We start from the raw sequence: 25,352 nt of genomic DNA, 5'->3' as shown, positions 1-25,352 counted from the left end.
CAATTCTATAAAAATAAAAATCGCAAACCACTTCTTCATGTGAACAACCGTTAAATATCTTTCAAAAAAAATACCGCCCTGAAGCGGTATTAATACATTTTGGTCTTTCCCTTCGAATAACTGCTCAAGCCGAGGAAAAAGTAGATAAGGCAATATCTTATCAACCCGGTCAAGAACAAATAAACTCCTGCCACGACAAGCAGGTTATCCAATAATTCATCCGGACTGATATCCGTAAAAGACAATACGAGCAGGATTGCTCCCAAAATAAACCTGACAATCATGTCAGATTTACCGACATTTTTTTTCATGTTTGTGTGTTTAATTACATGGCTTTGTAGAATTATCTCTACAAAGGCTAAATTAACAAAATTTTAGTACAAACAAAAAAATTTATTTATTATCAGAAAGTTAACTTAAGGGAGTTTCGTTTCGCCCTGCCATTGCATAAATCCACCAACGAGATTATAGGTGTTCTGAAAGCCCATTTGGCCCATAATATCACATGCCTGGCCACTTCTTCCGCCGGCTTTGCAATAGACATAATAATTTTTTGATTTGTCCAAAGCTTCAAGTTCATAGATGAAGCCCTGTCCTTTATAAATGTCGATCATGATGGCGTTTGGGATAATGCCTTCATTACATTCATCTTCGGTCCTGACGTCGAGGATGACGGCATTCGAATCGGCTTCAAGTTGCGAAGCCCATTCCTGTTGTGATAAATTCATATGGATATTTTAATTGCTTATGCTTTGATGGAACAACCGATGGCTTTGGTTTCCTTTACAGTAATCTCTTTTTTGCTGAGCAATGCATCGACGGCGTTTTCGACATACTTTTGTTTTACGGCCGATTCATCTTCATAATTATCATCGATCGCGCCCATGTACTTTACTACACAAGCCTTGCCTTCTTTCTGCAAAACATATACATGCGGGGTTTTTGTGGCACCATATTGTGGGTAGATTTTCTGCCCTTCATCAAATAAATACGGGAATGTAAAACCTTTCTCTGCAGCCCTGACTTTCATCAGCTCAAAACTATCGTCCTTTTGTTTGGCCGGATTGTTGGGGTTGATGGCAATCACCGGATAACCTTTCCCACTATACTTTTTGTCCAAAGCGATGATGCGGTCTTCATAAGCCTGCGAAAATGGGCAATGGTTGCAGGTGAAAATAATTATAAAGCCTTTCGCAGATTTGAAATCCTTCAAAGAGACCATTTTATCATCTACATTCTTCAGGCTGAAATCAGCTGCAGTATCACCTACCTTATAACCGCCGCCAATTGTTCTCTTTCCCGTAAAAGCACTGGCTGCAGTTACAATAACAGCAAGCACGAGCATTGTCAATCTGTTCATAATAATCATCTTATAATTTGTTTCAATTCATTTTCCAAAGCGTCAAATGTAAAGCTTTGCTCGTAAAATTTTCTTTCTGTTTTGTTAAAGATTACAGTGGCTGGAATCGCGCCGGACCAACCGGCATCTACCTTGCCGATCCACTCGTTGGCATTCAGGTCATCGAGAAAGATCACGTCCGATTTCAGGTTTTTTCTTTTAATAAACGGAATCAGGTTGCTTTCAATTTTTTTCCGCATATCCAGGCTGACGAGCAATACTTTCACTTTCCGGTTCTTGTAAAGCGCATTCAATTTTTCGAAATGAGGTAATTCAGCCACACAGGGCGCACACCATGTTGCCCAGAAATTCACCACATAAGTAGTATCGTTCTTTTTATTCAGGAAATACTCAAGTGATTTAAAATCATACGCGGGAACCCTGACCCCATCCTTTTCATAAATCTTCAAAGGTTTGGGTTCTAAAGCCGTATGCTGCCGTTCCGAAACAACCGCCAGCTGCACCAACACCAGACAAAATAAAACGATTTTCGCCATCCTTTTTTTTTCAGGAACATAAAAGTACCCAATCTTTATTGGTGCAAATTTCATTTAACAAAAATTTAATACACAGTTGTATATACAAATGAATTAAAATAACATACATTTGTACCTACAAATATTGTTGCTACAATTATGACAATTGAAGAAGTTATCAAATCAAAATCAGCCTTACCTTTACATAAAAAGGTGGTTTTGAATATTTTATACACTCAAAATGTCGTTTCCGAAAAGTTTACTGAAATATTAAAACCTTTCGAAATTTCGGTAGAGCAATTCAATGTATTGCGAATCCTGCGCGGCCAGAAAGGATGCCCTGCAAACATGTTCCTGATACAAGAGCGCATGCTTGCCAAAACCAGCAACACCACCAGGCTTGTCGACAAATTATTGCTCAAAGGCCTTGTAACACGCGAAGTCTGCCCGAATAACCGCCGTAAAATGGAAGTGGCCATTACAGAGAAAGGGCTTTCACTCCTCGAAGAACTGGACCCACGCATTGAAAACCACGAAAAAAACTTTACAAGCAATATGACACAGGAAGAATTGGTACAGCTGAATTTACTTCTCGAAAAATTCCGCAATACCGATCCGGCCTTTTAAACACAAATCTTTTATCAATTTTAAACAATAACTAATTTAATTACAATGAAAAATTTCAAAACAATTGCTATCGCATTCATGATTGCCTTAGGCGCAACATCAGTCAACGCACAGACTAAAAAAGTGGACACTAAAACCAGCCAGATCTCATGGGTTGGTAAGAAAGTAACAGGACAGCATTCAGGTACAGTAAACCTTAAGGATGGTGCTTTGGAATTCAAAAGTGGCAAACTTACAGGTGGTGCTTTTACGGTCGACATGAACTCCATCGCGGTAACCGACCTTAAAGCGGGTGAAGGAAAAGAGAAACTGGAAGGACACCTTAAAGCTGACGATTTCTTCGGAACGGCTAAATTCCCGACGGCTTCCCTGAAATTCAAGACCGTGACTCCAAAAAAAGGCAATAGCTATGCCGTAACTGCCGATCTTACCATCAAAGGCATCACCAAGCCGGTAACTTTTGACATCGTGGTAATGGGCAAAAAAGCAAGCACTGAATTCAAAGTGGACCGCACTAAATATGGCATCGAATACAAATCAGGAAGTATTTTCTCAGGTTTGGGTGACGCTGTAATCAACGATGAATTCGAATTGAGCGTAGCACTCAACTTCTAATAAGGGAAAAATTGCAATATAAAGCCCCGGCGTTTTCGTCGGGGCTTTTTTTTGGGCGTGCCGGCGGCTGGAACGTCTACAGTCGCAGTCACGTTTAGCAGCAACCGCCGTCGGGCGCTGCGCTTCAATCTTTTTACTTTCGCTGCGCTTCAGGAAAAAAGGATTTCCGCTTCGATCCCTCACGCAATCGCGCATCGGATATAAATTTCGTATTTCCTGCATTAAACAGTAATTTTGCGCAACAACTGAACACTGCGACTGTACACTATGAAAAAAGTCCTCCTCATCGACAATTACGACAGCTTTACCTTCAACCTGAGCCATTACCTTGAAGATCTTGGCGCTGAAGTCACTGTATGGCGAAATGATGAGTTTGAGCTGGAGGAAGTCGCCGCTTTCAATAAAATCGTATTGTCGCCCGGCCCCGGACTTCCATCTGAATCGGGCTTGCTCCTGGAGGTCATCCGCACGTATGCGGCAACGAAAAGCATCCTTGGCATCTGTCTGGGCCAGCAGGCCATCGCCGAAGTTTTTGGCGGCAGCCTTATCAATCTTGAAAAAGTGTACCACGGTGTTTCCACAACAATCAACATTATTGCTCAGGATGAATCTTTATTCCAGAATATCGGCAGCAAAATGGAAGTGGGACGATATCATTCCTGGACCGTAAATAAGGATTTGCCCGAAATACTTGAAGCCACTTCCGTCGATGAAAATGGAGAAATCATGTCCCTCAGGCATCGCATTTTCGATTTGAAAGGCGTACAGTTCCATCCCGAAAGTATCCTCACTCCTGATGGAAAATTTCTTTTGAAAAACTGGCTAAAATCATAATACCATTTAATCAAATTCAATATTTTAGTTTATATAAATAAATCTAAATTATTGAATATTAATTACTTAATTTATGAATATAGATTTATTCTATCGCATTCAAAACGGCCGAATTCACTGCTGTAACACTTCAACCCGCACATGTAATATTTGTTAAAAAATCGTTAATAAATTTTCAAACAAACGTTTAAATTAAACAATTGTTTAATTTTGTAACCGAATTTTTAGCAAGAGAAAATGACGACAGATTTCAATGATAAACAAATGCATATCCTCCAAGTCGCTGAACAGCTTTTTGCAGAAAAAGGTTTTGACGGCACTTCGGTAAGGGATATAGTGAAAGTGGCAAAAATCAACATCGCGATGGTTTCGTATTATTTCGGTTCGAAGGAAAAAATGCTCGAAGCGCTGATCATTTCCCGGATTTCGGATCTTAAGATCCAGTTGGAAAACCTGACAAAAGAGCCCATCAACCCGATGCAGAAACTGGACAAGCTCATCGACCTTTACATCGCACGTATGCAGAAAAACCGCTGCATTTACCAGATTGTCCACTTTGAGTTGTCCAATAAAAAGCGTGAAGTAAACCTGAAATCATTTACCGAAGTCAAGAAAAAGAATTTCGAATTCCTGAGGGAAATCATCAACGACGGGCAGGAAAAAGGCGTATTCCGTAACGATGTCAATATCTACCTGATCCCTCCTACCATCCTCGGGACTTATTTCCATTTCCGGATGAACCGTCCGCTGTATGAAGAATTGCTCGGCCTGGACACCGATGAAGCTTTTGAAGATTACATCAAAAATGACCTTAGCGCACACATCAAACAAACCATAAAAGCATTATTGACCCATGAAAATCAGTAATTTAATACTTGCCGTACCGCTATTCTTTGGAATTGTATCCGCGAATGCGCAACAAAAAACCAGCCTGTCGCTGCACGATGCCGTACAAATGGCGATCACTAAAAATGAGGAAGTGCTTTTAGCCGATGCCAAAGCCCAAACGAAAGAGTATGACCTTGGAGTGGTAAAGAACAACCGCTACCCCGATTTTAAGCTGTCGGGGCAATATTTAAGGCTGACCAACGCCGACGTAAAGCTGAAATCGAGCAACGAAGCATCCACAGACCCGAACGAGGAACCCGCTTCCTCCCCCAAGGTAAACCAATTGATCCTCGCACAGGCCAATGCCAATATGCCTATATTTTCTGGATTCAAACTGAAGCACAGCATCACCGCTTCAGAAAATTTTTATAAAGCCGAAAAAGCGAATGCGCAATATACGAAGGAAGAAACCGCAATGCGCGTCGTGCAGTATTATGCTGAGTTGTATAAGGCACAGAAGTCTGTCGAATTGTTAAAAGAAAGCCTCAAAAGCAGCCAGCAACGTGTTACCGATTTTACCGCAATGGAAAAAAACGGGATTATCGCGCGCAATGACCTTCTGAAATCGCAACTCCAGGAATCAAGGATACAGCTTTCACTTGATGATGCCGAAAAAAACGTCAGGATTATTAACTACAACCTGATCACCCTGTTAAAGCTGTCACCTGAAACGATGATTGAAGTATCCCCGGACAATCTTGATCCGGATCTTTTCTCCAAAACCATTAAATCCGAAGCTGAAGCATTAAGCAACAGAAAGGACCTGGAAGCTTTGGATTTTGAACAAAAAGCTACCGAAGCGAATATCAAAGTTGCGAAAAGCAATTATTATCCTTCCTTGTCGCTGGTTGGCGGTTATGCATTTATCGACCTTCAAAATGTAGTCCGTGTTGAAAATGCGATGAACATCGGTGTCGGATTGTCATACAACCTGAGTTCGCTATTCAAGAACAGTAAAGACGTCAAAGCCGCCCGCAGTCGCTCTGAAGAAGTGAAACTCCAGCAAACCATCCTTACCGACCGCATCAAATCACAGATCGTTGAAGCGCAGGAAGACTACGACCTTTCCGTAAAGCAAAACAAAGTGTATTCGGAAGCGGTGGATCAGGCCGGGGAGAATTTCCGCATTGTCAAAGACAAATACGACAACGGGCTTTCAGACACGAACGACCTGCTCGAAGCTGATGTCGAAGACCTTACCGCAAAAATAAACCAGGCTTATGCGAAAGCGAATATGGTTTTAAAATATTACGAATTGCTTGACGCAACCGGCCAATTAACACAATCCCTGAACCTAAACTAACAATATCATGGAAAAGAAAAAGACAAACAAAAAATTCATATTCATCCTCAGCGCACTAGTGATCCTTGGGGTTACCTATGGTGTTTTCAAATACGTACATTCGCTGAAACATGAAGAAACCGACGATGCGCAGATCGAGAAAAACATGAATCCGATCATTCCGCGTGTTACCGGTTATGTCACCAAAGTATATGTAAAAGACAATGATTTCGTAAAGAAGGGCGACACGCTTTTCACGATCGACAACAGCGATTATATCGTAAAACTAGAAGATGCCAAAGCGGCACTGGCAGCAGCCGAAGGAAATTATGATGTTTCCAAAGCCGATGTGGGCAGCGCCGAAGCCAATATTTCCGTTTCCGAAGCCAACGTACTTTCAGCAGGCGGGAATATCGAAACCGCGCGCATCCGCCTGACACGTGCCACGAACGACTTTGAGCGTTACAATAATCTTTACAAAAACCATTCGATTACGAAGCAGCAATTCGAACAGGCCGAAGCCGCCAAGCTTGAAGCCGAAAACCAATTGAAGATCTTACAGCAGCAGCAACGGGCAACCGCTTACCAAAAATCGGTTACGATTGCAAAATCGAACGTGACCAGCAAGCAGACTTCCGTAGCGGCCGCCAACATCAAGCGTGCCCAGGCTGCCGTCGATGCCGCGAAACTGAATGTGGATTACACTGTGGTTACCGCTTCTGTCGACGGGCAGATTTCAAAAATCGGCATCCAGCCGGGGCAGGTTGTCCAACCAGGACAATCACTGTTTTACATTATTGGCAGCCAGAACCCATGGGTGATCGCCAACTTTAAGGAAACGCAATTGAACAAAATGATTGCGGGACAAAAAGTCACCATTAAGGTTGATGCTTATCCTGATACCGAATTTAACGGTACCGTAGCTTCGTTCTCTCCTGCTACCGGCGCACGTTTTTCCATTTTGCCTCCGGACAATGCCACCGGAAATTTTGTAAAAACAATCCAGAGGCTTCCTGTAAAAATAACCCTCGATGCAGGAAATGATACAGAGAAGATCAAGTTATTGCGTCCGGGAATGAATGTCGATGTGGATGTGCATTTGAATTAATAGTATTAAGATGTGAGAATTGAGACATCAACGGGTACAATATCAATTCTAATATCTCAATTCTGATATCTAATTTGTAAACTCATGGTTCAGGAAGAAAATGACTTAGTAGAATACGGCTTCAGGCGCGTCATCATTACGATTACCGCCGTGTTGTGCGCACTGCTCGAAATTGTGGATACGACGATCGTAAACGTAGCGCTCACAGACATGCGCGGCAGCCTCGGGGCAACACTGACCGATGTCGCATGGGTAATCACGGCCTATGCCATCGCCAACGTCATCGTAATCCCGATGACGAGCTGGCTCTCGCAGCAATTCGGACGGCGCAATTATTTTGCAGTATCCATCGTCATATTTACAATATCCTCCTTCCTCTGCGGGAATGCGGGCAACATTTGGGAACTCGTCATCTTCCGTTTTATACAGGGACTTGGCGGCGGGGCACTGCTCGTAACGGCACAAACCATTATTACTGAAAGTTACCCGGCAGCAAAACGCGGTATGGCACAGGCCATTTACGGAATGGGCGTCATCGTCGGGCCTACGCTTGGACCGCCGTTGGGAGGTTATATCGTAGAAAATTATTCATGGCCGTACATCTTTTACATCAACATCCCCATCGGGATCATTGCGGTCATACTGACGCTGAGCTTTGTTCGCAGCCCCAAATACGGCGAAAAACTCAAAGCCAACCAGGTCGACTGGATCGGCATCATACTACTCGCGGCATTTATCGGCTCGTTGCAGTTCGTGTTGGAACACGGCCAGCAGGATGACTGGTTCGACGATCCCTTGATCACAGGATTGAGCGTATTGTCCTTATTCGGGTTGATATTGTTCATCTGGCGGCAGCTTACTTATCAATATCCAATTGTAAACCTCAGCGTTTTAAAGGACGGAAATCTCAGGGTGGGAACATTCATGTGTTTTATCCTTGGTTTCGGATTGTACGGATCGACGCTGGTCATTCCGATTTACACGCAGCAGATATTGGGATGGACCGCAACGGATGCCGGGCTGCTGCTGATACCGGGTTCAATCACGACCGCATTTATGATGCCGATTGTCGGAAACCTGATCCAGAAGGGCGTACCGCAACCCTATCTTGTCGCAGTGGGTTTCCTGATTTTCTTCTTCTTTACATTCTGGATGCACAATGCCATGACACCGGACACCGGAGTGGAGCATTTATTCTGGCCATTGATCATGCGTGGCATCGGATTGGGACTGTTGTTTGTACCGATAACCACGATGGCTTTGTCTACGCTCAAAGGCAAAAGTATCGGCGAAGGCGCGGCTTTTACAGGGATGATGCGCCAACTGGGCGGGTCATTCGGGATTGCGATCATAACAACCTTCATCACACGTTATACGCAGAAGCACCGCGTCGACCTGGTTTCCCACCTCGACGGCAGCAGGCTCGAAGTACAGCAGCGCATCAATGGCATGCAACAGTCCTTCATGTCGAAAGGATTTTCGGCCAGTGAATCGCTTGCAAAAGCACACCAGGCTTTAGATTATAATGTAATGAAACAGGCTACGGTACTGTCATACATGGATATTTTTCTTTACCTGGGCATATTGTTCCTGTGCTGTATACCCATTATCCTGTTTGTGAAAAGAGGAAAGAACAAAGTGGACATGTCCGAGGCGATGCATTAAGGTTCAAAGTACAGAGCACAGGGTGCAATAACGTACTTCAAAATATATGGAATAGAAATGTGAAGGCGCCGGGCGTGAGTCCGGCTTTTTTATTTATCCGAACGATTCGCCAACGCCATAAAGAAATCGGACCAATTCACCCCGCCGCCATCTTTACCCATCCTCACAATGATCATCTTCTTTGACGGGTTTACATAAATGTATTGCCCAAGGATCCCTTCAGCCATGAAATCCCCATTCGCAGAGGGAAGCCACCATTGGTATTTGTAATAATCCGCACCGCCTTCGGTGGCATCTGCTTTTATCGATTCCTCTACCCATTTCCGGGACACGATTTGCTTTCCGTTCCAGTTGCCTTTATTCAGGTAGAGCCGCCCGATTTTAGCAAAATCCCGCGCCCGCGCATTGATACAGCAAAAAGCCTTTTCCGTGCCATGATTCTTTTTATCAATACTCCACGACCCGTCATACTCCATTTCGAGCGGCGTCCATAATTTTTCCTGGAAATATTGGGTGACGGTTTTTCCCTTCAGCGCGCTTTCCAGAACGGCTCCCAAAAGCTGCGTATTGCCGCTCACATAGTCAAATTTTTGACCCGGCTCGCCTTTCAGTTTCAATTTCGAAACCTCCCGTTTTAAATTCCTGCCGTAATAAAATGAGGCCGCTTCACTGAATGGATTGAAATAACTCTCACTAAAATCCAATGCCGAAGTCATTTGCAGCAAATGCTTAATAGTCACTTTCCCAAAACCGTTCTTCTCCAGTTCCGGAAGGTAATGTTTCACGGGTTCATCAACCGACTTGATCAATCCGTCATCAATCGCACAGCCGATCAGGATCGATGTCACTGATTTGGCCATCGAAAATGAAGGAATGATGCTTTCCTTGTTGTATCCCTTAAAATACTTCTCATATTGTATCGTGTCGTTTTTGATGATTAAAAATGCCACCGTGCTGTGGTGTTCCAAAAGCCAGTCTAAAGAAACAGAGTCTTTTTTATTACTCACTTTTATCGACTTCGGATAGGTTCCGTGGGCAGTCGAATCGAACATGAACTTATTCTCATGGCTCACCAAAGCCCGCGACGGGAACTTCTTATAATCTTTGATATCAGCGAAATTGTAAACCACAAACCGACCCAGTTTACACGATGACAATGCGACCGCAAGGATAAAGAGCATGCTTATCCTGTACCAATTTGTATAATTCATAAACGTTTTTTTTTACTAACCCATGGGATTTAAATTAAACGTACCCTGATAGGTCCAATGCGATACCAATCCGATCAGGAATGCCAAAAGCAACACCACCTCGACGCACATGAGCAGATACATCAATGCAATCCTGCAACCCATTGCGAAACCGGAATAATCGGCGCGAAAAGCATTTATATAAGCATACCCCAAATAAATCATCGTAAGGACCACGACTGAAATGTCGATCACCGTAGCGAAGCCTCCGCTAAAAGGAATCACGAGGTTAATATAATAAATAAGATGCCCGGCCATCGAAATCAGCAGCATGCCTAACAACACCATCCCTGCGATAATGGCGTGCTCGCTCAGGTTCAGTCTTTTCCTTCGGAACAATATAAAGCTATTCAATGCCGACAACGGCACGAAAAGGAAGATCAGGATTTTACTCCTTTGGGTATAAATCTGGTCCAGCGCCTTATTGGCTTCGGTCTGGTCAGTAGGGTCCGGTGCAGCTTCCCCTATCTGGCTGATCAGAAGCTCATCATAAAAATGTCGTACGAACAGCAAAAGCCCCAGCGTAATCAACACCAGGTAAAATACATTGTAATACCGTATCCGCTTCCCGGAAATATAATCCAGCGCAGCCTTACCCGGACGCGTCAAAGACTGCCTGGCTGTAAACAGCATCCCTTTATCAATATGGAATGTGCCGTGAAGCAGGTCATGGAAAATAAAATGCTGGAAAGAAATCCGGTGTGTATCGGCTTTCTGCCCGCAGCCGGCACAAAATTTATCTGTTAATTCCTTTTCACAGTTGAGGCAGTTTGTACTTGTCATGCATTACATTGCTTTAAGGCGAAGATATTGAAAAGTACAGTAATTTCAATATATTTCATAAACCGTCGTGGCGACAATCTCCACCAGCCAGAACAGCATTGCAATTCTGGCAGCCTTATTGATTTCAAAATTGTCTTCCTGCCCCGACATTATCGCTCAGTTTGAAATCATATTGTTACAGGCAACCCAAAAACCTCCTGCAATTCCGTGATAAAAATCTTTACCGCCGGGCAAGCGACGGTACCGTATATTTGATGCTGTCTTTACTAAGCACCAGGTATCCCGTATTGCCGCTTTTGGTCGCAACGACTTCATTGTCCAGCAGTATGTCATAAGTGTAGTCGACGCCCTGCTCTATCCACGAATTGGAAATGACCACTTTCATATACGCCTCAAAAGGCGCGTTTACATAAAACTGCTTCTGCCAGCCCTCCGGATTTTCCGATCCTTCAAAAACAATCCATCGATACAGCGAACCGCTCTGCTCCCTTAAATCAAAATAATTGGGCTGTATGTTTTCTGAAGTCCTTATCCTGTAAGTGAGCAGTCTCGATTTGTTTTCAGGGGCTTTATCATCGCTGCTGCAGGAAGCCACCGCTAAAAAAGCAAAAGCAGACAACATTATTAAGTATTTTTTCATCGTTTTTTATGGCTTAATTTATGGGAAATCGCCTTATTCATGCGGATATTGCGACCCGGTCCTCCGCTGCCAGCCGGCGTTGTCATTACAAATATAAACATCCAGATCCATTTTTATACCGGAAGTTTTCTTCCAATAATCTGCAATAAGTACAAAAGATTCCTTAAGCATTATCATGGCACAATTTCCAGATCCTCCGGCATAATCCACAACGAATGCTTCACCGGGTTGTGGTTCGCTACGCCAAAGCCGTCCAGGTCACTGTCAAACAAAACCAGCAGCCTGCCATAACTGTTCCTGGTTTCATCCACCACCACGCCTATCTCGCCAATCAATTTCCAGTAATCGTTTTCAGCATGGATTTTCTGCTCCGCACTTTGCCGTCCTGAAAACGATATCAGTTTTACTTTGGTATTTTTATTCATACATTATTGACTACCGGGTTCCATCCCCTCCGCCGAGGTGTGGCCGCAGGCCGGGGTGGTTTAAATCCCCGAATATATTGCTTTATATTTTTATGTGTGGGAAAAAATTACAATCAGCGCCATAACTGTATCTGCAATCTCCAATTACTTAACATAGTTTGGTGAAACACATTTGTTCCAATAATCAACTATTGTTTTGATGGTATCTTTTATTTCCTGATAGTTTGTCGGTTTAACAAAAAATCCCTGAACTGATTTTGAATATGCGTCTACAACGCTCTGTTGCTCTGCACTGGTAGAGAAAAATAAATATGGAATGGATTTAATCCTTAAATCTTCATTTTGGTGGATTTTTTCACGCAATTCCATCCCATTCAGTTTTGGCATGTTAATATCTGAAAAAATTATAAATGGCTCAATAGAGGTATCTGTCAAATACTCCAGCGCCTTTTCACCGTCAGCAAAAAAAATGATTTCATTCTTGAAGCTTAAATCAGAAAATACTTCGCTTAACATTTCCTGATCGTCAATATCATCTTCAATGATAATTATGGGTCCACCCTTATTCATCTTTTTTTTGTAAATGTACATAATATATATGAAGTTGGATTCACGCCTCGTGGATGCCACACTCCACAACCTCGTCATACATCTTCGCGCCTTAGCCATTGACCTTCGCACCCTAGCTATCGACGTTCGCATGCATGCCATTGACATTCGCGCCATCGCCATCGACATTTGCACCCTTGCCATTGACGTTCGCGTCATCGACATCGACGTTCGCGCCTTTGCCATCGATGTTCGCGTCCTCGCCATCGACGTTCGCGTCCTCGACATCGACGTTCGCGCTCTTACCATCGACGTTCGCGTCCTCGCCATCGATGTTCGCGTCCTCGCCATCGACGTTTGCGTCTTTGTCATCGACGTTCGCGCCCTCGCCATCAACGTTCGCGTCCTCACCATCGATGTTCGCGTCCTCACCATCGATGTTCCCACTGTGACCGTCAACCGTACTGCCTACTATGACTGTGACTGCGACTGTGACTGCGACTGAGACTGAAACTCCCTCACCCCAACACCAACCCTTCGTTTAAACACCTTCGAAAAATACCCATAATCCTCAAATCCCAGGTCATACGCAATCTCACTGAGGTTTTTCCGGGAATACATCAGCATCCGTTTCGCTTCCAGCATTACACGGTCGGCAATAATGTCGGTGGTCGTCTTCCCCACCACCGCTTTGTTGATGCGGTTCAGGTGTTTCGCCGTCATATGCATCATCCTTGCATAGCCTTCCGCCGATTTCTCGGTAAGGAAGTGCCGCTCCACGAGTTTTTCAAAGTCGTGAAACTTACCGTAATATACATGCTGCCCCACGTCCGGCTGCATATCATCTGCGGCAGCGCGCTCAAAATCAATATAAATCTGGCTCACGATACTGAGCATAAACGCATCGCGCTTGAACGCATTGCCGCAAAATTCCGCTAAAATTCTGGCAAACCTGTGCTTGGCCTCGTCAAATGCCGCTCCTTCCAACACCAACTCACACCGGTTCCGCAACGGCGAGAAGAACGTAAAACCATCCATGCCTTTCGTGAAATGCAAATCATAAAATGCCTTGGTATGGAAAAATATGAATCCATCCGCTTCCGCAGAAAGGGACCAGCTGTGGGTCTGCCCCGGTGCCATCAGGAAAAGACTACCCGCATGCACTTCAAATGTCCTGAAATCGATATGATGCTGCCCCGTGCCTTTGGTAAACAATATCACCGCATAGAAATCATGCTTATGAGGCTTCTCAATATGCTTATGGCTTGTCACCAGATGGTTTGCCAGCGTATTGGCGTAAAAATGTTCCTCAGTATCCGCCTTCCGGAACTGATTGATGTTGAGTACCGCGATTTCATTCATATGTCCTAAAAGTACAACTTTCCACGCAATATGCACCAACGATTCAATTCAAAATATCCGGACCTTTGTTACTCATAATTCGTAATTCATAATTCATAATTCTTATCCATCATGTGTACCAAAGGAACAAAACTATACAGCATCGCCACCGGAACCTGCCCAAAATGCCAGGCCGGCAAAATGTACACCCATAAAAACCCGTATAATCTCACCAAAATGCTCACCATGCACGAGCATTGCAGCCACTGCGGTTTCCAGTTCATGATTGAACCGAATTTTTTCTTCGGCGCGATGTACGTCAGCTACGGACTTGCAGTCATGGCGGGGCTTTTCACCTTTTTAATCACGCATTACGGCTTCCACGCAGGAGTTGACGTGTCTTTTATCTCCATACTCACCGCCTTGTTAGTACTCTTACCCCTGATCACACGCCTTTCCCGGAGCATCTACATCAACATCTTTGTAAACTATGAAAAGGCACTCAGCGCCTAAGGAAGCCATTGTTTCAGTTTTCACGTGCAATCCCCTCCCCCGGAGGGATGGCCGAAGGCCGGGGTGGTTTCACTACAACTAATCAAAAAAAATCACGTATAAATACGCGTAAACACCCCAACCCTATTTCCTAAGTTTGGTTACTGACAATTTTAAACAAACAATCAAAAACCAAAACTTAAGATGATACACCAACAATTTTTCGGCGAGAAGGCGGAAAAGGTAACTCCGGAGAATCTCGGCGAAGCGGTACAGCAAGCCATCGAGATTGAGATCTCGACCATCCCGACCTACCTTTTCACCTACTACTCCATCAACAGGGCACCCAACCAGCAGGCGATGATCAATTCACTGACCAATGCGCTGCTTAAGATCGACAAGGAACCCCGCTACACTTTTGAAGAAGCAGGCGAAATCGCTTTAAACCTTTCGGCAGATATTATGGTGTTTGCCAACAAGGCCGGGGCGATCATCATGAGCGTTGCCATTGAGGAAATGCTGCACATGGCGCTTTCCTCGAACATCAAGCAGGCGCTCGCCGGACAGCCCATCCTTTACGGACGCTCACCCGCAACCTGGCCTTGCGACCTTCCCGGACACAAACCGGCTTTGAAGATCAATGCTTCCAAACTTACGATGGCTCAGCTTGAAACCTTCCTGAATATCGAAAAACCGATGAAACCGAAGCAGAAAGCCTTAAAGGCAGCGCGCAATTTCATCCCGTATCCGACCATCGGGGAATTTTACGACATGGTAATCGACTGCCTCGACAAGAATCCTGGGCTTCGCTACAACACCCGCGCACCGCAGCTGGTCCCTGAAAAAGGATTTTACGCCCAGAACAATATCGACACCATATACTATGACAGGAACCATAAGCCGGTATTCACTAATGAAAATGAAGGCGGCGACCTGATTTGCGTCAAAGACAGGGATTCGGCAGTCGCAGCCATCAACCTGATTGTCGAACAGGGCGAAGGGCAGATCATTCCTGATGCGCCGTATTTAGACAAAGACAACAACCTCGACTTTCTGGCCTTGCTGAAATACAAATTCAAGCCGCAACCAGGCAAAGAAGTCTCCCATTTTGAAAAATTCGCTGAAATCTACCAGTCGTATTATGCGATGGAAAAACAATATGACGCACTCGGCATTACCGACATCCACTTCAGTGACCTGTTTGTCATGAACATCCGCAGCAATCCTGCCACCACGGATTATCCTGCGCATATCGCTCCGGTGTCCGATCTGATCAATGGCGTGTACACCTATATCTTCGTAATGATCGAAGAATGTTACCGCAAGTCTGGCAGCACCCAATATGAAACCTTCATGTTCGGCATCCACAAGTCCATGATCTTTATCCTGAATTCGCTTTGCGGTGACATCATGAAACTGAAATACAAGCACGATGGTAACGAGTATTATGCTTCTGCTACTTTTGAAAACTACAATTTCAGTCCCGTTGCCAGGCCAAAAGCGCAATTACAGGCATTGTACACAGCGGCTGTAGCGGTATATCCGGCCATTTCCTACCTCGGAGTCAGGATCAATGACCTCCCGGACGTGGACTTAAAATAACCAATTTTCATTTCGTAAATATTTATCTAAAGACTATGGCTACAACAAAATATAACTCAGAATTATCAATGTGCGGCGGCAAAGCACCAGATCCTGCAGCACCTTCCGCGCCGAAAAGCGTTAAGGTTCCTGTAGAGCTTCACGTCTGCATGGGGCTCAATGCCTGCAAAGGGCATGACCGTACGGGCGCAAACAATTGTGCCGGCACAGGTTTTTGCGCTACCGCAGAACAACACAACTGCCAAACCCTGAACAACTGCCGCAACCAGGGCGGGTGTGGTTTATACGGCGATGCCGAGCAACAAATGAATCCCGGAAACAACAATTGTGCATGGCAGGGAAGCTGTGCCGTACCCATCCAGGCCGAACGTTTCAGTACGCTCGGCGACAACCAGGGATTAAGCACCTGGAAACGTGCCCGCGTGATTTTTGAAAAAAGGATGACGGATTCCAACCGGAATTTCGGGCCTGCTCCGTTTGAATGCGGTCCGCCACAGGCCTGGCTCGTTTCGGTATTAGGGTCTTATGATTCCTGCGGAAACAGTGGCGACAAGACGTGTTCCTTTGGGTTTAATAATCCTGCGGACAATGCCAAAAGGCTTTGCGAAGGGAAGAAGGAATAGATAATTATTTCCCAATACTTTATTCATCGTATACTTCAGTAAGTCACTCCGCCTTCCGCTTCGCAGGCGGGCACCTGCATTCCGAAGATTCCGTAAAAATCAAAACTGTTTGAGCGCAGCGAGTTTTTTGATTTTAGGAATCAAGGGATAGCAGGTCGCCGACCCGAGGTCAGCGGCCGAACTGGGCGGAGCCAGAAGAGGCTGGCTTGAATTTTTTGTTACTTTTTGTTTCAAGACAAAAAGTAAAGAAGAATAAAAGAAATGAAATTTATATGAAAGACAACATAAAATCAGCAGCAGCATACAGCGATATGGTCAAAACCTTGCCAAATCCCGGTTTAGGCTTGGGCTTACGCAGCACCCATTTCGATTACATACTTGAGCATCGCCCTGAAGTCGATTGGTTTGAAATCATTTCAGAGAATTTTATGGATTCAGGCGGGCGGCCGCGCCATATCTTAAGACAGTTGGTTGAGCGATATCCTGTAGTAATGCACGGGGTGTCGCTTTCTATTGGCAGCACCGATGATCTGAACTTCGAATACCTTTCAAAACTCAAGTCGCTTGCCGCAGAAATCAATCCGTTATGGATCAGCGACCATCTTTGCTGGACGGGAATCAACATGCTCAATACCCACGATTTACTCCCGGTAGTTTTAAATGAAGCGTCGCTGAAACACATCATCAGCCGGATCAATCAGGTACAGGATTTCCTGGAAAGGCCTTTAATCCTTGAAAACCCCAGCACATACCTCACTTTTAAGCAATCCACCATTGCCGAATACGACTTCCTGCGCTACATGACGGAAGAAACCGGCTGTGGCTTGCTGCTTGACGTGAATAATGTATATGTGTCCTCATTCAACAACGATTTTGATCCGATGCATTACATTAAGCAATTGCCCCACGACCGCATTGTCCAGATGCATATTGCCGGGCACCAGCATTGCGGCGATTACATTATTGATACCCACGACAGGAAGGTCACCGATACGGTTTGGGAATTGTTTTCGCTCGCATGGCAGCTCACAGGCGGCACCGCAACATTACTGGAATGGGATGGCAATATTCCTGACTTCGAAACCTGTCACAAGGAGTTGATGAAGTCGAAACAATTCATGAATGGATTCAGCACGCAGTTCAACGCGGTTCCAAATCACAATCCTGCCGATTCGGTGATCTCAAATCCCGTAGATTTCCTCGTCAGCGAAATGAAATTTTAAAATGCCAAAAGAAAAAAACGATTTGCCAATCAAGGAAATCCAGCATTGGATGCAATCGATGTTGGTCAATTCGGTTCCGGTCAGTACATTAGGAATGACTGCCGAAGATGTGGTTTGCGATTCTGAAAGACTCAGCGCTTCACAGCATTTAAGTATCTACAGGCACAGTTATATTGCGAGGTTGCGCTCGTGTATGCAAAGCCAGTTCAAGGCTCTGTCGTTTGCACTTGGCGAAGAATTGTTTCAGGCTTTCGCCGATGAATACCTCGACAGCAATCCGTCGCACAGTTATACCTTGAACAATTTAGGTGAAAAATTTTCTGAATTTCTTTCCAGAACAAGGCCCGACACGGAAGGCGAACAGGAATCATGGCCGGATTTCATGATTGAACTTGCCGCATTTGAATTTGCCTTATCAGTAATTTTTGACATGAAGAATAACGCCGATGAAAACACAGCAAATGAAAATACGCCCGATGAATGGCTATCCGCATCACCAACCCTGTACCTTTTTGAACACCAGTTCCCTATTTGCAGTTTCTACCTTGATTTCAATGCGGACAGGTCCCCGGATCTGCCTTTTCCACAGAACACTTTTTGTGCGGTGTCCCGGCAAAATTACCGGCTTGGATTATTCAATATCGGCTTTGACCAATATTCCTTTTTAAGCAGTATAAAATCCGGCTTGTCCATTTCTGAAGCGAAACAAAAACTGCTTGCCGAATTCAACATCGAAAATGAAAAACTCGAAAATGTATGGCCCATCTGGCGGAAAAATTTTATCGCTTCCGGATTTATCGCAATCAATCAGCACTGATGTAAACCTTTCGGGAACACTTCGGAAATTTATTACCTTTGGAAATCAAACCTTTCCATCATGAGATTGAAACAATTTCCTATTGTTATTTTACTATCATTATTTCATTTTCTCAGCTATTCCCAACCCCATACAAAGCTTTGGAACGGAAAGAAATGTGCGGTCGTCCTGACGTATGATGATGCGCTAAACATCCATCTCGACAAAGTGATTCCCGCATTGAACGCATTCAATTTTAAAGGCACTTTTTACCTCATCGGGTCATCCCCCGCAGTGACGAACCGGATTCCCGAATGGCGTAAAGCTGCCGCGCAAGGCCACGAATTGGGCAACCATACTTTAAACCATCCCTGTGATGGAACCTTACCCGGACGGGATTGGGTTGGAAATGAAAATGATTTAACACGATATACCGTCGCGCGTGCCGTAAATGAAATCCGAATCAACAACGCTTTCCTGAAAGCCATTGACGGGAAAAACGAAAGGACATTTGCCTACCCCTGCGGTGATTTCACCATTCATGATACGTTATATTATAATCAGCTGAAAAATGATTTCGTGGGCGCAAGAGGCGTGGCATCAGGATTTCTTCCTGCGAAAAATGTGGATTTGACCAACATCAGTGCGTTTATTGAAGACGGTACCACGGCCGCACAAATGATTGCACAGGTGGAAGAAGCTGAAAAAGCAAACTCATTCATAGTGTTCCTGTTTCACGGCGTGGGTGGCGAGCATCCGATGAACATCAGTTTAGAAGAGCACCAGAAATTACTGGAATACTTAAAGAAGCGGGAGAAAGATATCTGGGTAACCACGATGGTGGAGGTGGCGAAGTATATCAGGCAAAGCCAGCAATGAGTTTACCTTGTAAAAACCAACTTATTCCCCTTCGATAAATTCGCATCAAATTGATATCCTTCGTAGTTGAAGCCTTTCAAATCATCTACGGTCTTTGCATCCGTATCCAAAATATAACGCACCATCATCCCGCGCGCTTTCTTTGCAAAAAAACTGATCATCTTGAGTTTACCATCCTTAAAATCCATAAACTCGGGCGTAATTACGGGAACCTTCAAAGCTTTCGCATCAATCGCCCCAAAGTATTCCTGGCTGGCGAGGTTGATGAACAATTCATTTTTTTTCAATTCCTTATTCAGTGCTTTGGTAAGATCGGCTTTCCAGAATTCATACAGGTTTTTGTTATCACCAACGGGCAATTGCGTGCCCATTTCCAAACGGTAAGGCTGGATTAAATCCAAAGGCTTCAGCAATCCATACAAGCCTGAAAGGATGCGTAGGCTGCTTTGCAAATTATCCAGTTTTTCCAACGGGATCGTGTAGGCATCCAATCCCTGGTACACATCGCCATTAAAAGCATACATCGCAGGGCGCGCATTTTCAGGCGTGAACGGCGTTTTCCATTTTTTATTGCGCTGCCAGTTGAGTTGCGCAAGATTGTCTGAAATGTCCATCAATTCCATCAATTCCGCAGGTTTTTTCTTTTTCACCACCGATTGCACGATGCGGCTTTGTTTCATAAAAGCGTGTTTCGTATGCCTTTCGGTGGGCAACGGCGATTCGAAGTCGAGTGATTTTGCTGGGGAAATAACGATTTTCATACTATTTTTTTCAAAACGATTGCCGTGCAGGTTTATTTATACATATCCGGGGTAATGACGTACTTAATGACAAACTCGTCATCCTTATCCATATAATTGTAGATCAGTGTCACGTCGTTGTCGCGGAACGCCTTAAGCTCCGGTTTTGTCTTTACCGCCTGCAACACGGACGGGAACAGGTATTTTTTAACCGTGTCGGTCTTTACTTCCGCACGCGTTAAGTTTATGAGGTTGTAATTGTATTGAAAAGTCCGGTTTGGCAACGCCTCGGCGCTTTTCAACCTGAGGTCCTGGTCGATAACGACGGGTGCCCTCTGGTTCACTTCTTCGGCCGCTTTCGACAATTGCCGCTCTACCGATGGAAAGAAAATATATTGGGATATGAAAGTACCGAATACGGTGCCAATCACAATTCCTATAATGGTCTTCATATTTATTTTTGAGGTCCTTTTTGGTTTGCCTTCACTTTTAGTTGTGATGGGTTGCTGCTGAATTTCCGGCACAGGCAAAGCGTACCCACAAGTAACACAATACTTCAATCCGGCATCGTTTTCAGCATGGCAATGGGAACAGGTAATTTTCATAATGCAATTTTAAGTTAGCATAAAAATCTCTTTTATGCCTTGGCTGTCTTAAGCTTGATTTAATTAAACAGATCTTCCTCAATCTGGAAACTATTCAAAAACTCCACCGTTTTAGCAATATCATAATGTAAAATGCGGTCCTCGCCTACCAACGGCACGTCTTCCCTGTAAGATTTCAGGAAGCTTTCAATAAAAGTACTTGATTTCAATGGTTCGCGGAAATGTATCGCCTGGGATGCATTCATCAATTCTATCGCCAGAATCCTTTCGAGGTTTTCCATCACTTTGAGTGCTTTAACCGCAGCATTCGCGCCCATACTCACGTGGTCTTCCTGCCCGTTCGAGGAAACAATACTGTCGACGCTTGCCGGGGTAGAAAGTTGTTTGTTCTGGCTGGCGATGCTTGCTGCAGTATACTGCGGAATCATGAAACCGGAATTCAGCCCCGGATTTTCAACCAAAAATGCCGGAAGCATACGCAATCCGGAAATCAATTGGTAAGTACGCCTTTCGGAAATACTGCCCAGTTCTGACAGCGCGATGGCGATAAAATCCAAGGCCAGCGCCAATGGCTGCCCGTGGAAATTCCCGCCGGAAATGATGGTATCTCTTTCCCAGAAAATATTCGGGTTATCGGTTACAGAATTCACTTCGGTCTTGAAAACTTTCTTCACATAATCGATGGCATCCTTTGAAGCGCCATGCACCTGCGGCATGCAACGGAAGGAATACGGATCCTGTACATGCTGCTTATGTTGGGAAATAATCTGGCTTCCTTCAAGGAATTCGGTCACGCGGCGCGCCGTTACAACCTGTCCTTTATGTGGCCTGATGTAATGGATCAATTCGTTGAAAGGCTCGATCCTGCCGTCAAATCCTTCTAACGAAACCGACCCTATCAAATCTGCCAGGTATGAGTATTTACAGGCTTTCAGCAATACATACACGCCATAAGCGCTCATAAACTGTGTTCCGTTCAGCAAGGCCAGGCCTTCTTTCGACTGCAACTCGATCGGTTTCCAGCCAAAATGGGTCAATACATCCATCGCCGGTAATTTCTTATGCCCGAAACAAACTTCTCCCAATCCCAGCAATGGCAACGATAAATGGGCCAAAGGTGCCAGATCGCCAGAAGCGCCAAGCGAACCTTGTGTATAGATTACAGGAAGGATATCATTATTATAGAAATCAACCAGCCTTTCGACCGTAATCAGCTGCACGCCTGAATTTCCGTAGCTTAACGATTGGATTTTCAGCAACAACATCAGTTTTACGATGGGCTGCGGCACTTCATCACCGATGCCGCACGCATGCGACTTGACCAGGTTTTCCTGAAGTTTGGAAAGGTTTTCCTTTGATATCTTAATATTATAAAGCGACCCGAAACCGGTGTTGATGCCGTAAATCGGGTCGTCATGCATTTGCATTTTGTTGTCGAGGTAATCCCGGCATTTCTGGATATTCACTTTCGCTTCTTCTGAAAGTGCTACCGTTTTATGCTGTATGATAATGTCGTTGATTTGTTCGAAGGTCAGTATATCCGAACTGATATAGTGGGTATTGTCCATTATGTGGTTTGATTGAAAGCCCAAAATTCCGCAATCGGCGGTTAAAATCCAAAGTTTGTTGATAATAATTATAAGTTACACTACCGCTCAAATTTCAGAATAAGTATTTTTTGCAATAATTAAATAAAAAATCAACTCTTAACAAGTTACACATCACACATTTTATAAGATATCCGTAAAAATTTCACAGAAGGCATCATTATATTTAAAAAAATGTATTTTTGGCAAAACGCTTATGACAAATCCTGTTTACATATTGACACTTCTTCCAGCAGCGTTAGCCACAGGCTCAACGATTGGCACTACTACAACCCCTTTGGGGTAAATTTGTCACATATCATCCTATTCCTGTTTTTTCGAAAGAAAATAAAACGCTATTACATCTCTACAAAATTACCCGATCATGAAAATTTTAAAATTTGGCGGCACTTCGGTTGCTGATGCCGCAAATATCGGCCGCGTACTCGATATCGTAAAAAATAAATCTAAAGAAAGTCGCCTTGTTGTCGTCGTTTCTGCGCTCAGCGGCGTTACCGATCTGCTGCTGAAGGCTTCCGGTGAAGCTTCCGCGAAAGATGAAAACTACAAGGAAATCTCGCGCCTGATCGAGCAAAAACATCTTGAAGCCATTAAGGAATTGATTCCCGTAAACCATCAAAGTGCGCTGTTAAGCCACGTGAAACGCGTCATCAACCATCTTGACACCTTGCTTGACGGATGTTTTTTACTGGGCGAATTGTCTGCAAGAACTTCGGACACGATTGTCGGTTTTGGCGAAATCCTGTCATCTTGCATCATCTCGGAAGCGATGAAACACGATATTGATTTCGGTTTGGAAACAGGATTTAAAGACAGCCGGGAACTGATTAAAACCAACAGCAGTTTCGGAAAGGCGGCAGTGAATTTCGAGCTCACAAACAAAATGATTTCAGATTATTTCAGCGAAAACCAGCAACGCGTTACCGTCATGCCGGGTTTTGTGGCCTCATCAACTGATGGCAACAATACCACTTTAGGCCGCGGCGGTTCTGATTATACCGCCGCAATCATAGCAGCAGCCTTAAACGCCACCGAACTCGAAATCTGGACTGATGTAAATGGGATGTTTACCGCAAACCCGAAATTGGTCAAACAGGCGCAACCGATTGAGAAAATCTCCTATCAGGAAGCGATGGAGCTTTCGCATTTTGGTGCCAAAGTGCTTTATCCTCCCACAATCCAGCCGGTTTTGAACCTCAATATTCCGATATTGATCAAGAATACTTTCGAACCGGAAGCATTCGGAACCTATATTTCAAACGAAAACAACCTGCAATCGAATCCGATTAAAGGCATCAGCCATATGGATAAGATGGCGTTACTGACGCTTGAAGGCTCGGGGATTATTGGCGTTTCGGGTTTTTCGAAAAGGCTTTTCGAGGCTTTGTCGAATCATGGCATCAATGTGGTTTTTATTACGCAGGCATCATCTGAGCATTCCATCTGTATCGGTGTTCAGAATTCGGATGCTGATATGGCCAAAACAGCGATCGACCTGGCTTTTGAAATCGAAATCGCACAACACAGGATCGATCCCTGCATCGTTGAAAAAAACCTTTGCATTGTTGCGCTGGTAGGCGAAAATATGAGGAACCATCAGGGATTGAGCGGAAAAATGTTCAGTACGCTTGGAAAAAACAACGTCAATATCCGGGCGATTGCACAAGGCGCTTCGGAAAGGAATATTTCGGTGGTGATCAATGAGAAAGATGTACAGAAAGCGTTGAATACCCTACACGAACGTTTCTTTGAGGACAACATTAAGCAACTGAACCTTTTTGTCATGGGTGTCGGTAACGTCGGCGAAAAATTCATGGAGCAGATCAGCAGCCAGAAACGCTACCTGAAGGAAAACATGAAACTCAATGTGCGCCTGATCGGGGTTTCGAATTCACGTAAAATGCTTTTCGATGAAGACGGGATTCCGCTGAAAGATTGGAAAAACATGCTTGAAGACGGTGAAAAAGCCGATAAGGAACGTTTCATTGAACGCGTCAAAGCGCTCAATCTACGCAATAGCGTTTTCGTTGATATTACTGCCAATGCCGAAATTTCAAAAACCTATGCACAATATCTCGAAAAGAATATCGCAGTAGTTACCTGTAACAAAATCGCCTGCGCATCGGAATTTCACAATTACCGGAATCTTAAAAATTTATCCCGAAAATACAACGCCCCTTTTTTATTCGAAACCAACGTTGGCGCGGGATTGCCAATCATAGACACTTTGAAGCGAATGATTGCATCCGGCGATAAGGTCAATAAAATACAAGCTGTTTTGTCTGGAAGTCTGAATTTCATCTTTAATAATTTCAACGAAAATGCCTCGTTCCATGATGTAGTCAAAGAAGCCGGCGTGCAGGGTTTCACCGAACCAGATCCGAAAATCGACCTTTCCGGTGTCGATGTCGCACGTAAAATCCTGATTCTCATTCGCGAAAGCGGTTATGAAATGGAAATCAATGACATCGAAAACAAATCCTTTTTGCCCCAGGCATCTTTGGATACTGATAATGTGCCTGATTTCTTCAGTTCGCTTACAGCAAATGCATCCCATTTTGACACACTTTATAAGGAAGCATCAGACAAGGATTGCCGCCTGAAATATGTCGCGCAGTTTGAAAATGGAAAAGCATCCGTAGGTTTACAGCTGATCCCGAAAGGCCACGATTTTTACAATCTGGAAGGGAAAGACAATATCGTATTGTTTTACACCGACCGCTATGTCGACCAACCGTTGATTATTAAAGGGGCCGGAGCAGGTGCTGCGGTAACGGCTTCTGGAATTTTTGCCGATGTGATCCGGGTGGGGAATGTATAAAAAGTACCAAAGTAGCTCAGTTACAAAGTGGCAAAGTTTTTTTGACCACAATTGGAAACTTTGCTACTTTTTTACTATGTAA

At 44.3% G+C, this 25,352-nt stretch carries 28 protein-coding genes; 15 read left to right on the top strand and 13 right to left on the bottom strand.

Annotation, left to right across the window (positions count from 1 at the left end; translation table 11 throughout):
• Window positions 1-89 precede the first annotated feature (89 nt).
• From HYN49_RS09425 to HYN49_RS09410, 4 genes are all read right to left on the bottom strand, one after another.
• Entirely contained in the window at window positions 90-311 is a 222-nt protein-coding gene (locus tag HYN49_RS09425) for a YgaP family membrane protein (protein ID WP_108903876.1), read from the bottom strand.
• Between the two features lie 105 nt (window positions 312-416).
• Window positions 417-728 (bottom strand): rhodanese-like domain-containing protein, encoded by a 312-nt coding sequence (locus HYN49_RS09420; RefSeq protein WP_108903875.1) that lies wholly within the window; start codon window positions 726-728, stop codon window positions 417-419.
• A 17-nt stretch (window positions 729-745) separates the two neighbouring features.
• Window positions 746-1,360, bottom strand: coding sequence for a thioredoxin family protein (locus HYN49_RS09415; protein WP_108905020.1), 615 nt, complete (start codon window positions 1,358-1,360; stop codon window positions 746-748).
• 5 nt (window positions 1,361-1,365) lie between these two features.
• Window positions 1,366-1,950, bottom strand: coding sequence for a TlpA disulfide reductase family protein (locus HYN49_RS09410; RefSeq protein WP_245892157.1), 585 nt, complete (start codon window positions 1,948-1,950; stop codon window positions 1,366-1,368).
• Window positions 1,951-2,034: 84 nt separating this feature from the next.
• Here HYN49_RS09410 and HYN49_RS09405 point away from each other — a divergent pair, with 84 nt between their 5' ends.
• The 7 genes from HYN49_RS09405 (at window position 2,035) to HYN49_RS09375 (ending at window position 8,894) form a co-directional block, all read left to right on the top strand.
• Window positions 2,035-2,502, top strand: coding sequence for a MarR family winged helix-turn-helix transcriptional regulator (locus tag HYN49_RS09405; protein WP_108903874.1), 468 nt, complete (start codon window positions 2,035-2,037; stop codon window positions 2,500-2,502).
• 45 nt (window positions 2,503-2,547) lie between these two features.
• Complete coding sequence (locus tag HYN49_RS09400; RefSeq protein WP_108903873.1) at window positions 2,548-3,117, top strand: YceI family protein; 570 nt, start codon at window positions 2,548-2,550, stop codon at window positions 3,115-3,117.
• A 267-nt stretch (window positions 3,118-3,384) separates the two neighbouring features.
• Entirely contained in the window at window positions 3,385-3,951 is a 567-nt protein-coding gene (locus tag HYN49_RS09395) for an anthranilate synthase component II (protein WP_108903872.1), read from the top strand.
• A gap of 264 nt (window positions 3,952-4,215) precedes the next feature.
• On the top strand, window positions 4,216-4,818 hold the full coding sequence (locus HYN49_RS09390) for a TetR/AcrR family transcriptional regulator (RefSeq protein ID WP_245892156.1): 603 nt from the start codon (window positions 4,216-4,218) through the stop codon (window positions 4,816-4,818).
• Window positions 4,805-6,142: a TolC family protein gene (locus tag HYN49_RS09385; protein ID WP_108903870.1), complete on the top strand. Its 1,338-nt coding sequence runs from the start codon at window positions 4,805-4,807 to the stop codon at window positions 6,140-6,142. Before HYN49_RS09390 ends, HYN49_RS09385 begins: the two co-directional genes overlap by 14 nt.
• Before the next feature lie 7 nt (window positions 6,143-6,149).
• Window positions 6,150-7,229 carry an HlyD family secretion protein gene (locus tag HYN49_RS09380; protein ID WP_108903869.1) on the top strand — a complete coding sequence of 360 codons (1,080 nt, stop codon included), beginning with the start codon at window positions 6,150-6,152 and terminating at the stop codon, window positions 7,227-7,229.
• A gap of 84 nt (window positions 7,230-7,313) precedes the next feature.
• A complete protein-coding gene (locus HYN49_RS09375; RefSeq protein WP_108903868.1) occupies window positions 7,314-8,894 on the top strand; it encodes an MDR family MFS transporter in 1,581 nt (526 codons plus the stop codon).
• A gap of 89 nt (window positions 8,895-8,983) precedes the next feature.
• Here the strand turns inward: HYN49_RS09375 and HYN49_RS09370 are convergent, their stop codons facing one another.
• From HYN49_RS09370 to HYN49_RS09350, 5 genes are all read right to left on the bottom strand, one after another.
• Window positions 8,984-10,105: a serine hydrolase domain-containing protein gene (locus tag HYN49_RS09370; protein ID WP_108903867.1), complete on the bottom strand. Its 1,122-nt coding sequence runs from the start codon at window positions 10,103-10,105 to the stop codon at window positions 8,984-8,986.
• A gap of 15 nt (window positions 10,106-10,120) precedes the next feature.
• On the bottom strand, window positions 10,121-10,927 hold the full coding sequence (locus HYN49_RS09365; RefSeq protein ID WP_108903866.1) for a DUF3667 domain-containing protein: 807 nt from the start codon (window positions 10,925-10,927) through the stop codon (window positions 10,121-10,123).
• Between the two features lie 220 nt (window positions 10,928-11,147).
• Window positions 11,148-11,567, bottom strand: coding sequence for a hypothetical protein (locus tag HYN49_RS09360; RefSeq protein ID WP_108903865.1), 420 nt, complete (start codon window positions 11,565-11,567; stop codon window positions 11,148-11,150).
• 173 nt (window positions 11,568-11,740) lie between these two features.
• The gene (locus tag HYN49_RS09355; protein WP_108903864.1) at window positions 11,741-11,992 is read right to left on the bottom strand and encodes a hypothetical protein; all 252 of its coding nucleotides are present in this window, start codon (window positions 11,990-11,992) and stop codon (window positions 11,741-11,743) included.
• 144 nt (window positions 11,993-12,136) lie between these two features.
• Window positions 12,137-12,583: a response regulator gene (locus HYN49_RS09350; RefSeq protein ID WP_245892155.1), complete on the bottom strand. Its 447-nt coding sequence runs from the start codon at window positions 12,581-12,583 to the stop codon at window positions 12,137-12,139.
• Window positions 12,584-12,596: 13 nt separating this feature from the next.
• On the opposite strand from HYN49_RS09350, the gene HYN49_RS09345 reads away from it, so the two are divergent.
• Window positions 12,597-13,046, top strand: a complete 450-nt coding sequence (locus HYN49_RS09345) for a hypothetical protein (protein ID WP_146185080.1) — start codon at window positions 12,597-12,599, stop codon at window positions 13,044-13,046.
• On the opposite strand, the gene HYN49_RS09340 is transcribed toward HYN49_RS09345, so the two are convergent.
• Window positions 13,013-13,903 (bottom strand): helix-turn-helix domain-containing protein, encoded by an 891-nt coding sequence (locus HYN49_RS09340; protein WP_108903862.1) that lies wholly within the window; start codon window positions 13,901-13,903, stop codon window positions 13,013-13,015. The two genes, HYN49_RS09345 and HYN49_RS09340, sit on opposite strands and share 34 nt — an antisense overlap.
• Window positions 13,904-14,014: 111 nt before the next feature.
• Here HYN49_RS09340 and HYN49_RS09335 point away from each other — a divergent pair, with 111 nt between their 5' ends.
• From HYN49_RS09335 to HYN49_RS09310, 6 genes are all read left to right on the top strand, one after another.
• Window positions 14,015-14,395 carry a DUF983 domain-containing protein gene (locus HYN49_RS09335; RefSeq protein ID WP_108903861.1) on the top strand — a complete coding sequence of 127 codons (381 nt, stop codon included), beginning with the start codon at window positions 14,015-14,017 and terminating at the stop codon, window positions 14,393-14,395.
• A 183-nt stretch (window positions 14,396-14,578) separates the two neighbouring features.
• Window positions 14,579-15,976, top strand: coding sequence for a ferritin-like domain-containing protein (locus tag HYN49_RS09330; RefSeq protein WP_108903860.1), 1,398 nt, complete (start codon window positions 14,579-14,581; stop codon window positions 15,974-15,976).
• Window positions 15,977-16,011: 35 nt separating this feature from the next.
• A complete protein-coding gene (locus tag HYN49_RS09325) occupies window positions 16,012-16,599 on the top strand; it encodes a hypothetical protein (protein ID WP_108903859.1) in 588 nt (195 codons plus the stop codon).
• Between the two features lie 272 nt (window positions 16,600-16,871).
• A complete protein-coding gene (bufB, locus tag HYN49_RS09320) occupies window positions 16,872-17,822 on the top strand; it encodes an MNIO family bufferin maturase (RefSeq protein WP_245892154.1) in 951 nt (316 codons plus the stop codon).
• 1 nt (window position 17,823) lies between these two features.
• A complete protein-coding gene (locus HYN49_RS09315) occupies window positions 17,824-18,639 on the top strand; it encodes an HvfC/BufC N-terminal domain-containing protein (protein ID WP_108903858.1) in 816 nt (271 codons plus the stop codon).
• A 60-nt stretch (window positions 18,640-18,699) separates the two neighbouring features.
• Window positions 18,700-19,497: a polysaccharide deacetylase family protein gene (locus tag HYN49_RS09310; RefSeq protein ID WP_108903857.1), complete on the top strand. Its 798-nt coding sequence runs from the start codon at window positions 18,700-18,702 to the stop codon at window positions 19,495-19,497.
• A 2-nt stretch (window positions 19,498-19,499) separates the two neighbouring features.
• Here the strand turns inward: HYN49_RS09310 and yaaA are convergent, their stop codons facing one another.
• Genes yaaA through hutH form a run of 3 tightly spaced genes read right to left on the bottom strand, consistent with a single transcriptional unit; the run spans window position 19,500 to window position 22,410 of the window.
• Window positions 19,500-20,258, bottom strand: coding sequence for a peroxide stress protein YaaA (gene yaaA, locus HYN49_RS09305; protein WP_108903856.1), 759 nt, complete (start codon window positions 20,256-20,258; stop codon window positions 19,500-19,502).
• Window positions 20,259-20,290: 32 nt separating this feature from the next.
• Window positions 20,291-20,842 carry a zinc ribbon domain-containing protein gene (locus HYN49_RS09300; RefSeq protein WP_108903855.1) on the bottom strand — a complete coding sequence of 184 codons (552 nt, stop codon included), beginning with the start codon at window positions 20,840-20,842 and terminating at the stop codon, window positions 20,291-20,293.
• Window positions 20,843-20,901: 59 nt separating this feature from the next.
• Window positions 20,902-22,410: a histidine ammonia-lyase gene (gene hutH, locus HYN49_RS09295; protein ID WP_108903854.1), complete on the bottom strand. Its 1,509-nt coding sequence runs from the start codon at window positions 22,408-22,410 to the stop codon at window positions 20,902-20,904.
• Window positions 22,411-22,813: 403 nt separating this feature from the next.
• Here hutH and thrA point away from each other — a divergent pair, with 403 nt between their 5' ends.
• Complete coding sequence (gene thrA / locus HYN49_RS09290) at window positions 22,814-25,270, top strand: bifunctional aspartate kinase/homoserine dehydrogenase I (RefSeq protein ID WP_108903853.1); 2,457 nt, start codon at window positions 22,814-22,816, stop codon at window positions 25,268-25,270.
• The last annotated feature ends 82 nt before the right edge of the window (window positions 25,271-25,352 follow it).

The sequence above is a fragment of the Flavobacterium pallidum genome, from assembly GCF_003097535.1.
In the GTDB taxonomy this organism is placed as follows: domain Bacteria; phylum Bacteroidota; class Bacteroidia; order Flavobacteriales; family Flavobacteriaceae; genus Flavobacterium; species Flavobacterium pallidum.
This window is presented reverse-complemented; position numbering and strand designations above follow the sequence as displayed.

Excerpts from the sequence above, each read along its gene's own strand:
- thrA (WP_108903853.1), top strand. The coding sequence starts at position 22,814 with ATGAAAATTTTAAAATTTGGCGGCACTTCGGTTGCTGATGCCGCAAAT.
- HYN49_RS09410 (WP_245892157.1), bottom strand. The coding sequence starts at position 1,950 with ATGAAATTTGCACCAATAAAGATTGGGTACTTTTATGTTCCTGAAAAA.
- HYN49_RS09365 (WP_108903866.1), bottom strand. The coding sequence starts at position 10,927 with ATGACAAGTACAAACTGCCTCAACTGTGAAAAGGAATTAACAGATAAA.
- HYN49_RS09335 (WP_108903861.1), top strand. The coding sequence starts at position 14,015 with ATGTGTACCAAAGGAACAAAACTATACAGCATCGCCACCGGAACCTGC.
- HYN49_RS09310 (WP_108903857.1), top strand. The coding sequence starts at position 18,700 with ATGAGATTGAAACAATTTCCTATTGTTATTTTACTATCATTATTTCAT.
- HYN49_RS09340 (WP_108903862.1), bottom strand. The coding sequence starts at position 13,903 with ATGAATGAAATCGCGGTACTCAACATCAATCAGTTCCGGAAGGCGGAT.
- HYN49_RS09350 (WP_245892155.1), bottom strand. The coding sequence starts at position 12,583 with ATGTACATTTACAAAAAAAAGATGAATAAGGGTGGACCCATAATTATC.
- HYN49_RS09390 (WP_245892156.1), top strand. The coding sequence starts at position 4,216 with ATGCATATCCTCCAAGTCGCTGAACAGCTTTTTGCAGAAAAAGGTTTT.
- hutH (WP_108903854.1), bottom strand. The coding sequence starts at position 22,410 with ATGGACAATACCCACTATATCAGTTCGGATATACTGACCTTCGAACAA.
- HYN49_RS09300 (WP_108903855.1), bottom strand. The coding sequence starts at position 20,842 with ATGAAAATTACCTGTTCCCATTGCCATGCTGAAAACGATGCCGGATTG.
- HYN49_RS09395 (WP_108903872.1), top strand. The coding sequence starts at position 3,385 with ATGAAAAAAGTCCTCCTCATCGACAATTACGACAGCTTTACCTTCAAC.
- HYN49_RS09375 (WP_108903868.1), top strand. The coding sequence starts at position 7,314 with ATGGTTCAGGAAGAAAATGACTTAGTAGAATACGGCTTCAGGCGCGTC.
- HYN49_RS09415 (WP_108905020.1), bottom strand. The coding sequence starts at position 1,360 with ATGAACAGATTGACAATGCTCGTGCTTGCTGTTATTGTAACTGCAGCC.
- HYN49_RS09425 (WP_108903876.1), bottom strand. The coding sequence starts at position 311 with ATGAAAAAAAATGTCGGTAAATCTGACATGATTGTCAGGTTTATTTTG.
- HYN49_RS09325 (WP_108903859.1), top strand. The coding sequence starts at position 16,012 with ATGGCTACAACAAAATATAACTCAGAATTATCAATGTGCGGCGGCAAA.
- HYN49_RS09315 (WP_108903858.1), top strand. The coding sequence starts at position 17,824 with ATGCCAAAAGAAAAAAACGATTTGCCAATCAAGGAAATCCAGCATTGG.
- HYN49_RS09355 (WP_108903864.1), bottom strand. The coding sequence starts at position 11,992 with ATGAATAAAAATACCAAAGTAAAACTGATATCGTTTTCAGGACGGCAA.
- HYN49_RS09400 (WP_108903873.1), top strand. The coding sequence starts at position 2,548 with ATGAAAAATTTCAAAACAATTGCTATCGCATTCATGATTGCCTTAGGC.
- bufB (WP_245892154.1), top strand. The coding sequence starts at position 16,872 with ATGAAAGACAACATAAAATCAGCAGCAGCATACAGCGATATGGTCAAA.
- HYN49_RS09360 (WP_108903865.1), bottom strand. The coding sequence starts at position 11,567 with ATGAAAAAATACTTAATAATGTTGTCTGCTTTTGCTTTTTTAGCGGTG.
- HYN49_RS09380 (WP_108903869.1), top strand. The coding sequence starts at position 6,150 with ATGGAAAAGAAAAAGACAAACAAAAAATTCATATTCATCCTCAGCGCA.
- HYN49_RS09330 (WP_108903860.1), top strand. The coding sequence starts at position 14,579 with ATGATACACCAACAATTTTTCGGCGAGAAGGCGGAAAAGGTAACTCCG.
- HYN49_RS09370 (WP_108903867.1), bottom strand. The coding sequence starts at position 10,105 with ATGAATTATACAAATTGGTACAGGATAAGCATGCTCTTTATCCTTGCG.
- HYN49_RS09385 (WP_108903870.1), top strand. The coding sequence starts at position 4,805 with ATGAAAATCAGTAATTTAATACTTGCCGTACCGCTATTCTTTGGAATT.
- HYN49_RS09405 (WP_108903874.1), top strand. The coding sequence starts at position 2,035 with ATGACAATTGAAGAAGTTATCAAATCAAAATCAGCCTTACCTTTACAT.
- yaaA (WP_108903856.1), bottom strand. The coding sequence starts at position 20,258 with ATGAAAATCGTTATTTCCCCAGCAAAATCACTCGACTTCGAATCGCCG.
- HYN49_RS09420 (WP_108903875.1), bottom strand. The coding sequence starts at position 728 with ATGAATTTATCACAACAGGAATGGGCTTCGCAACTTGAAGCCGATTCG.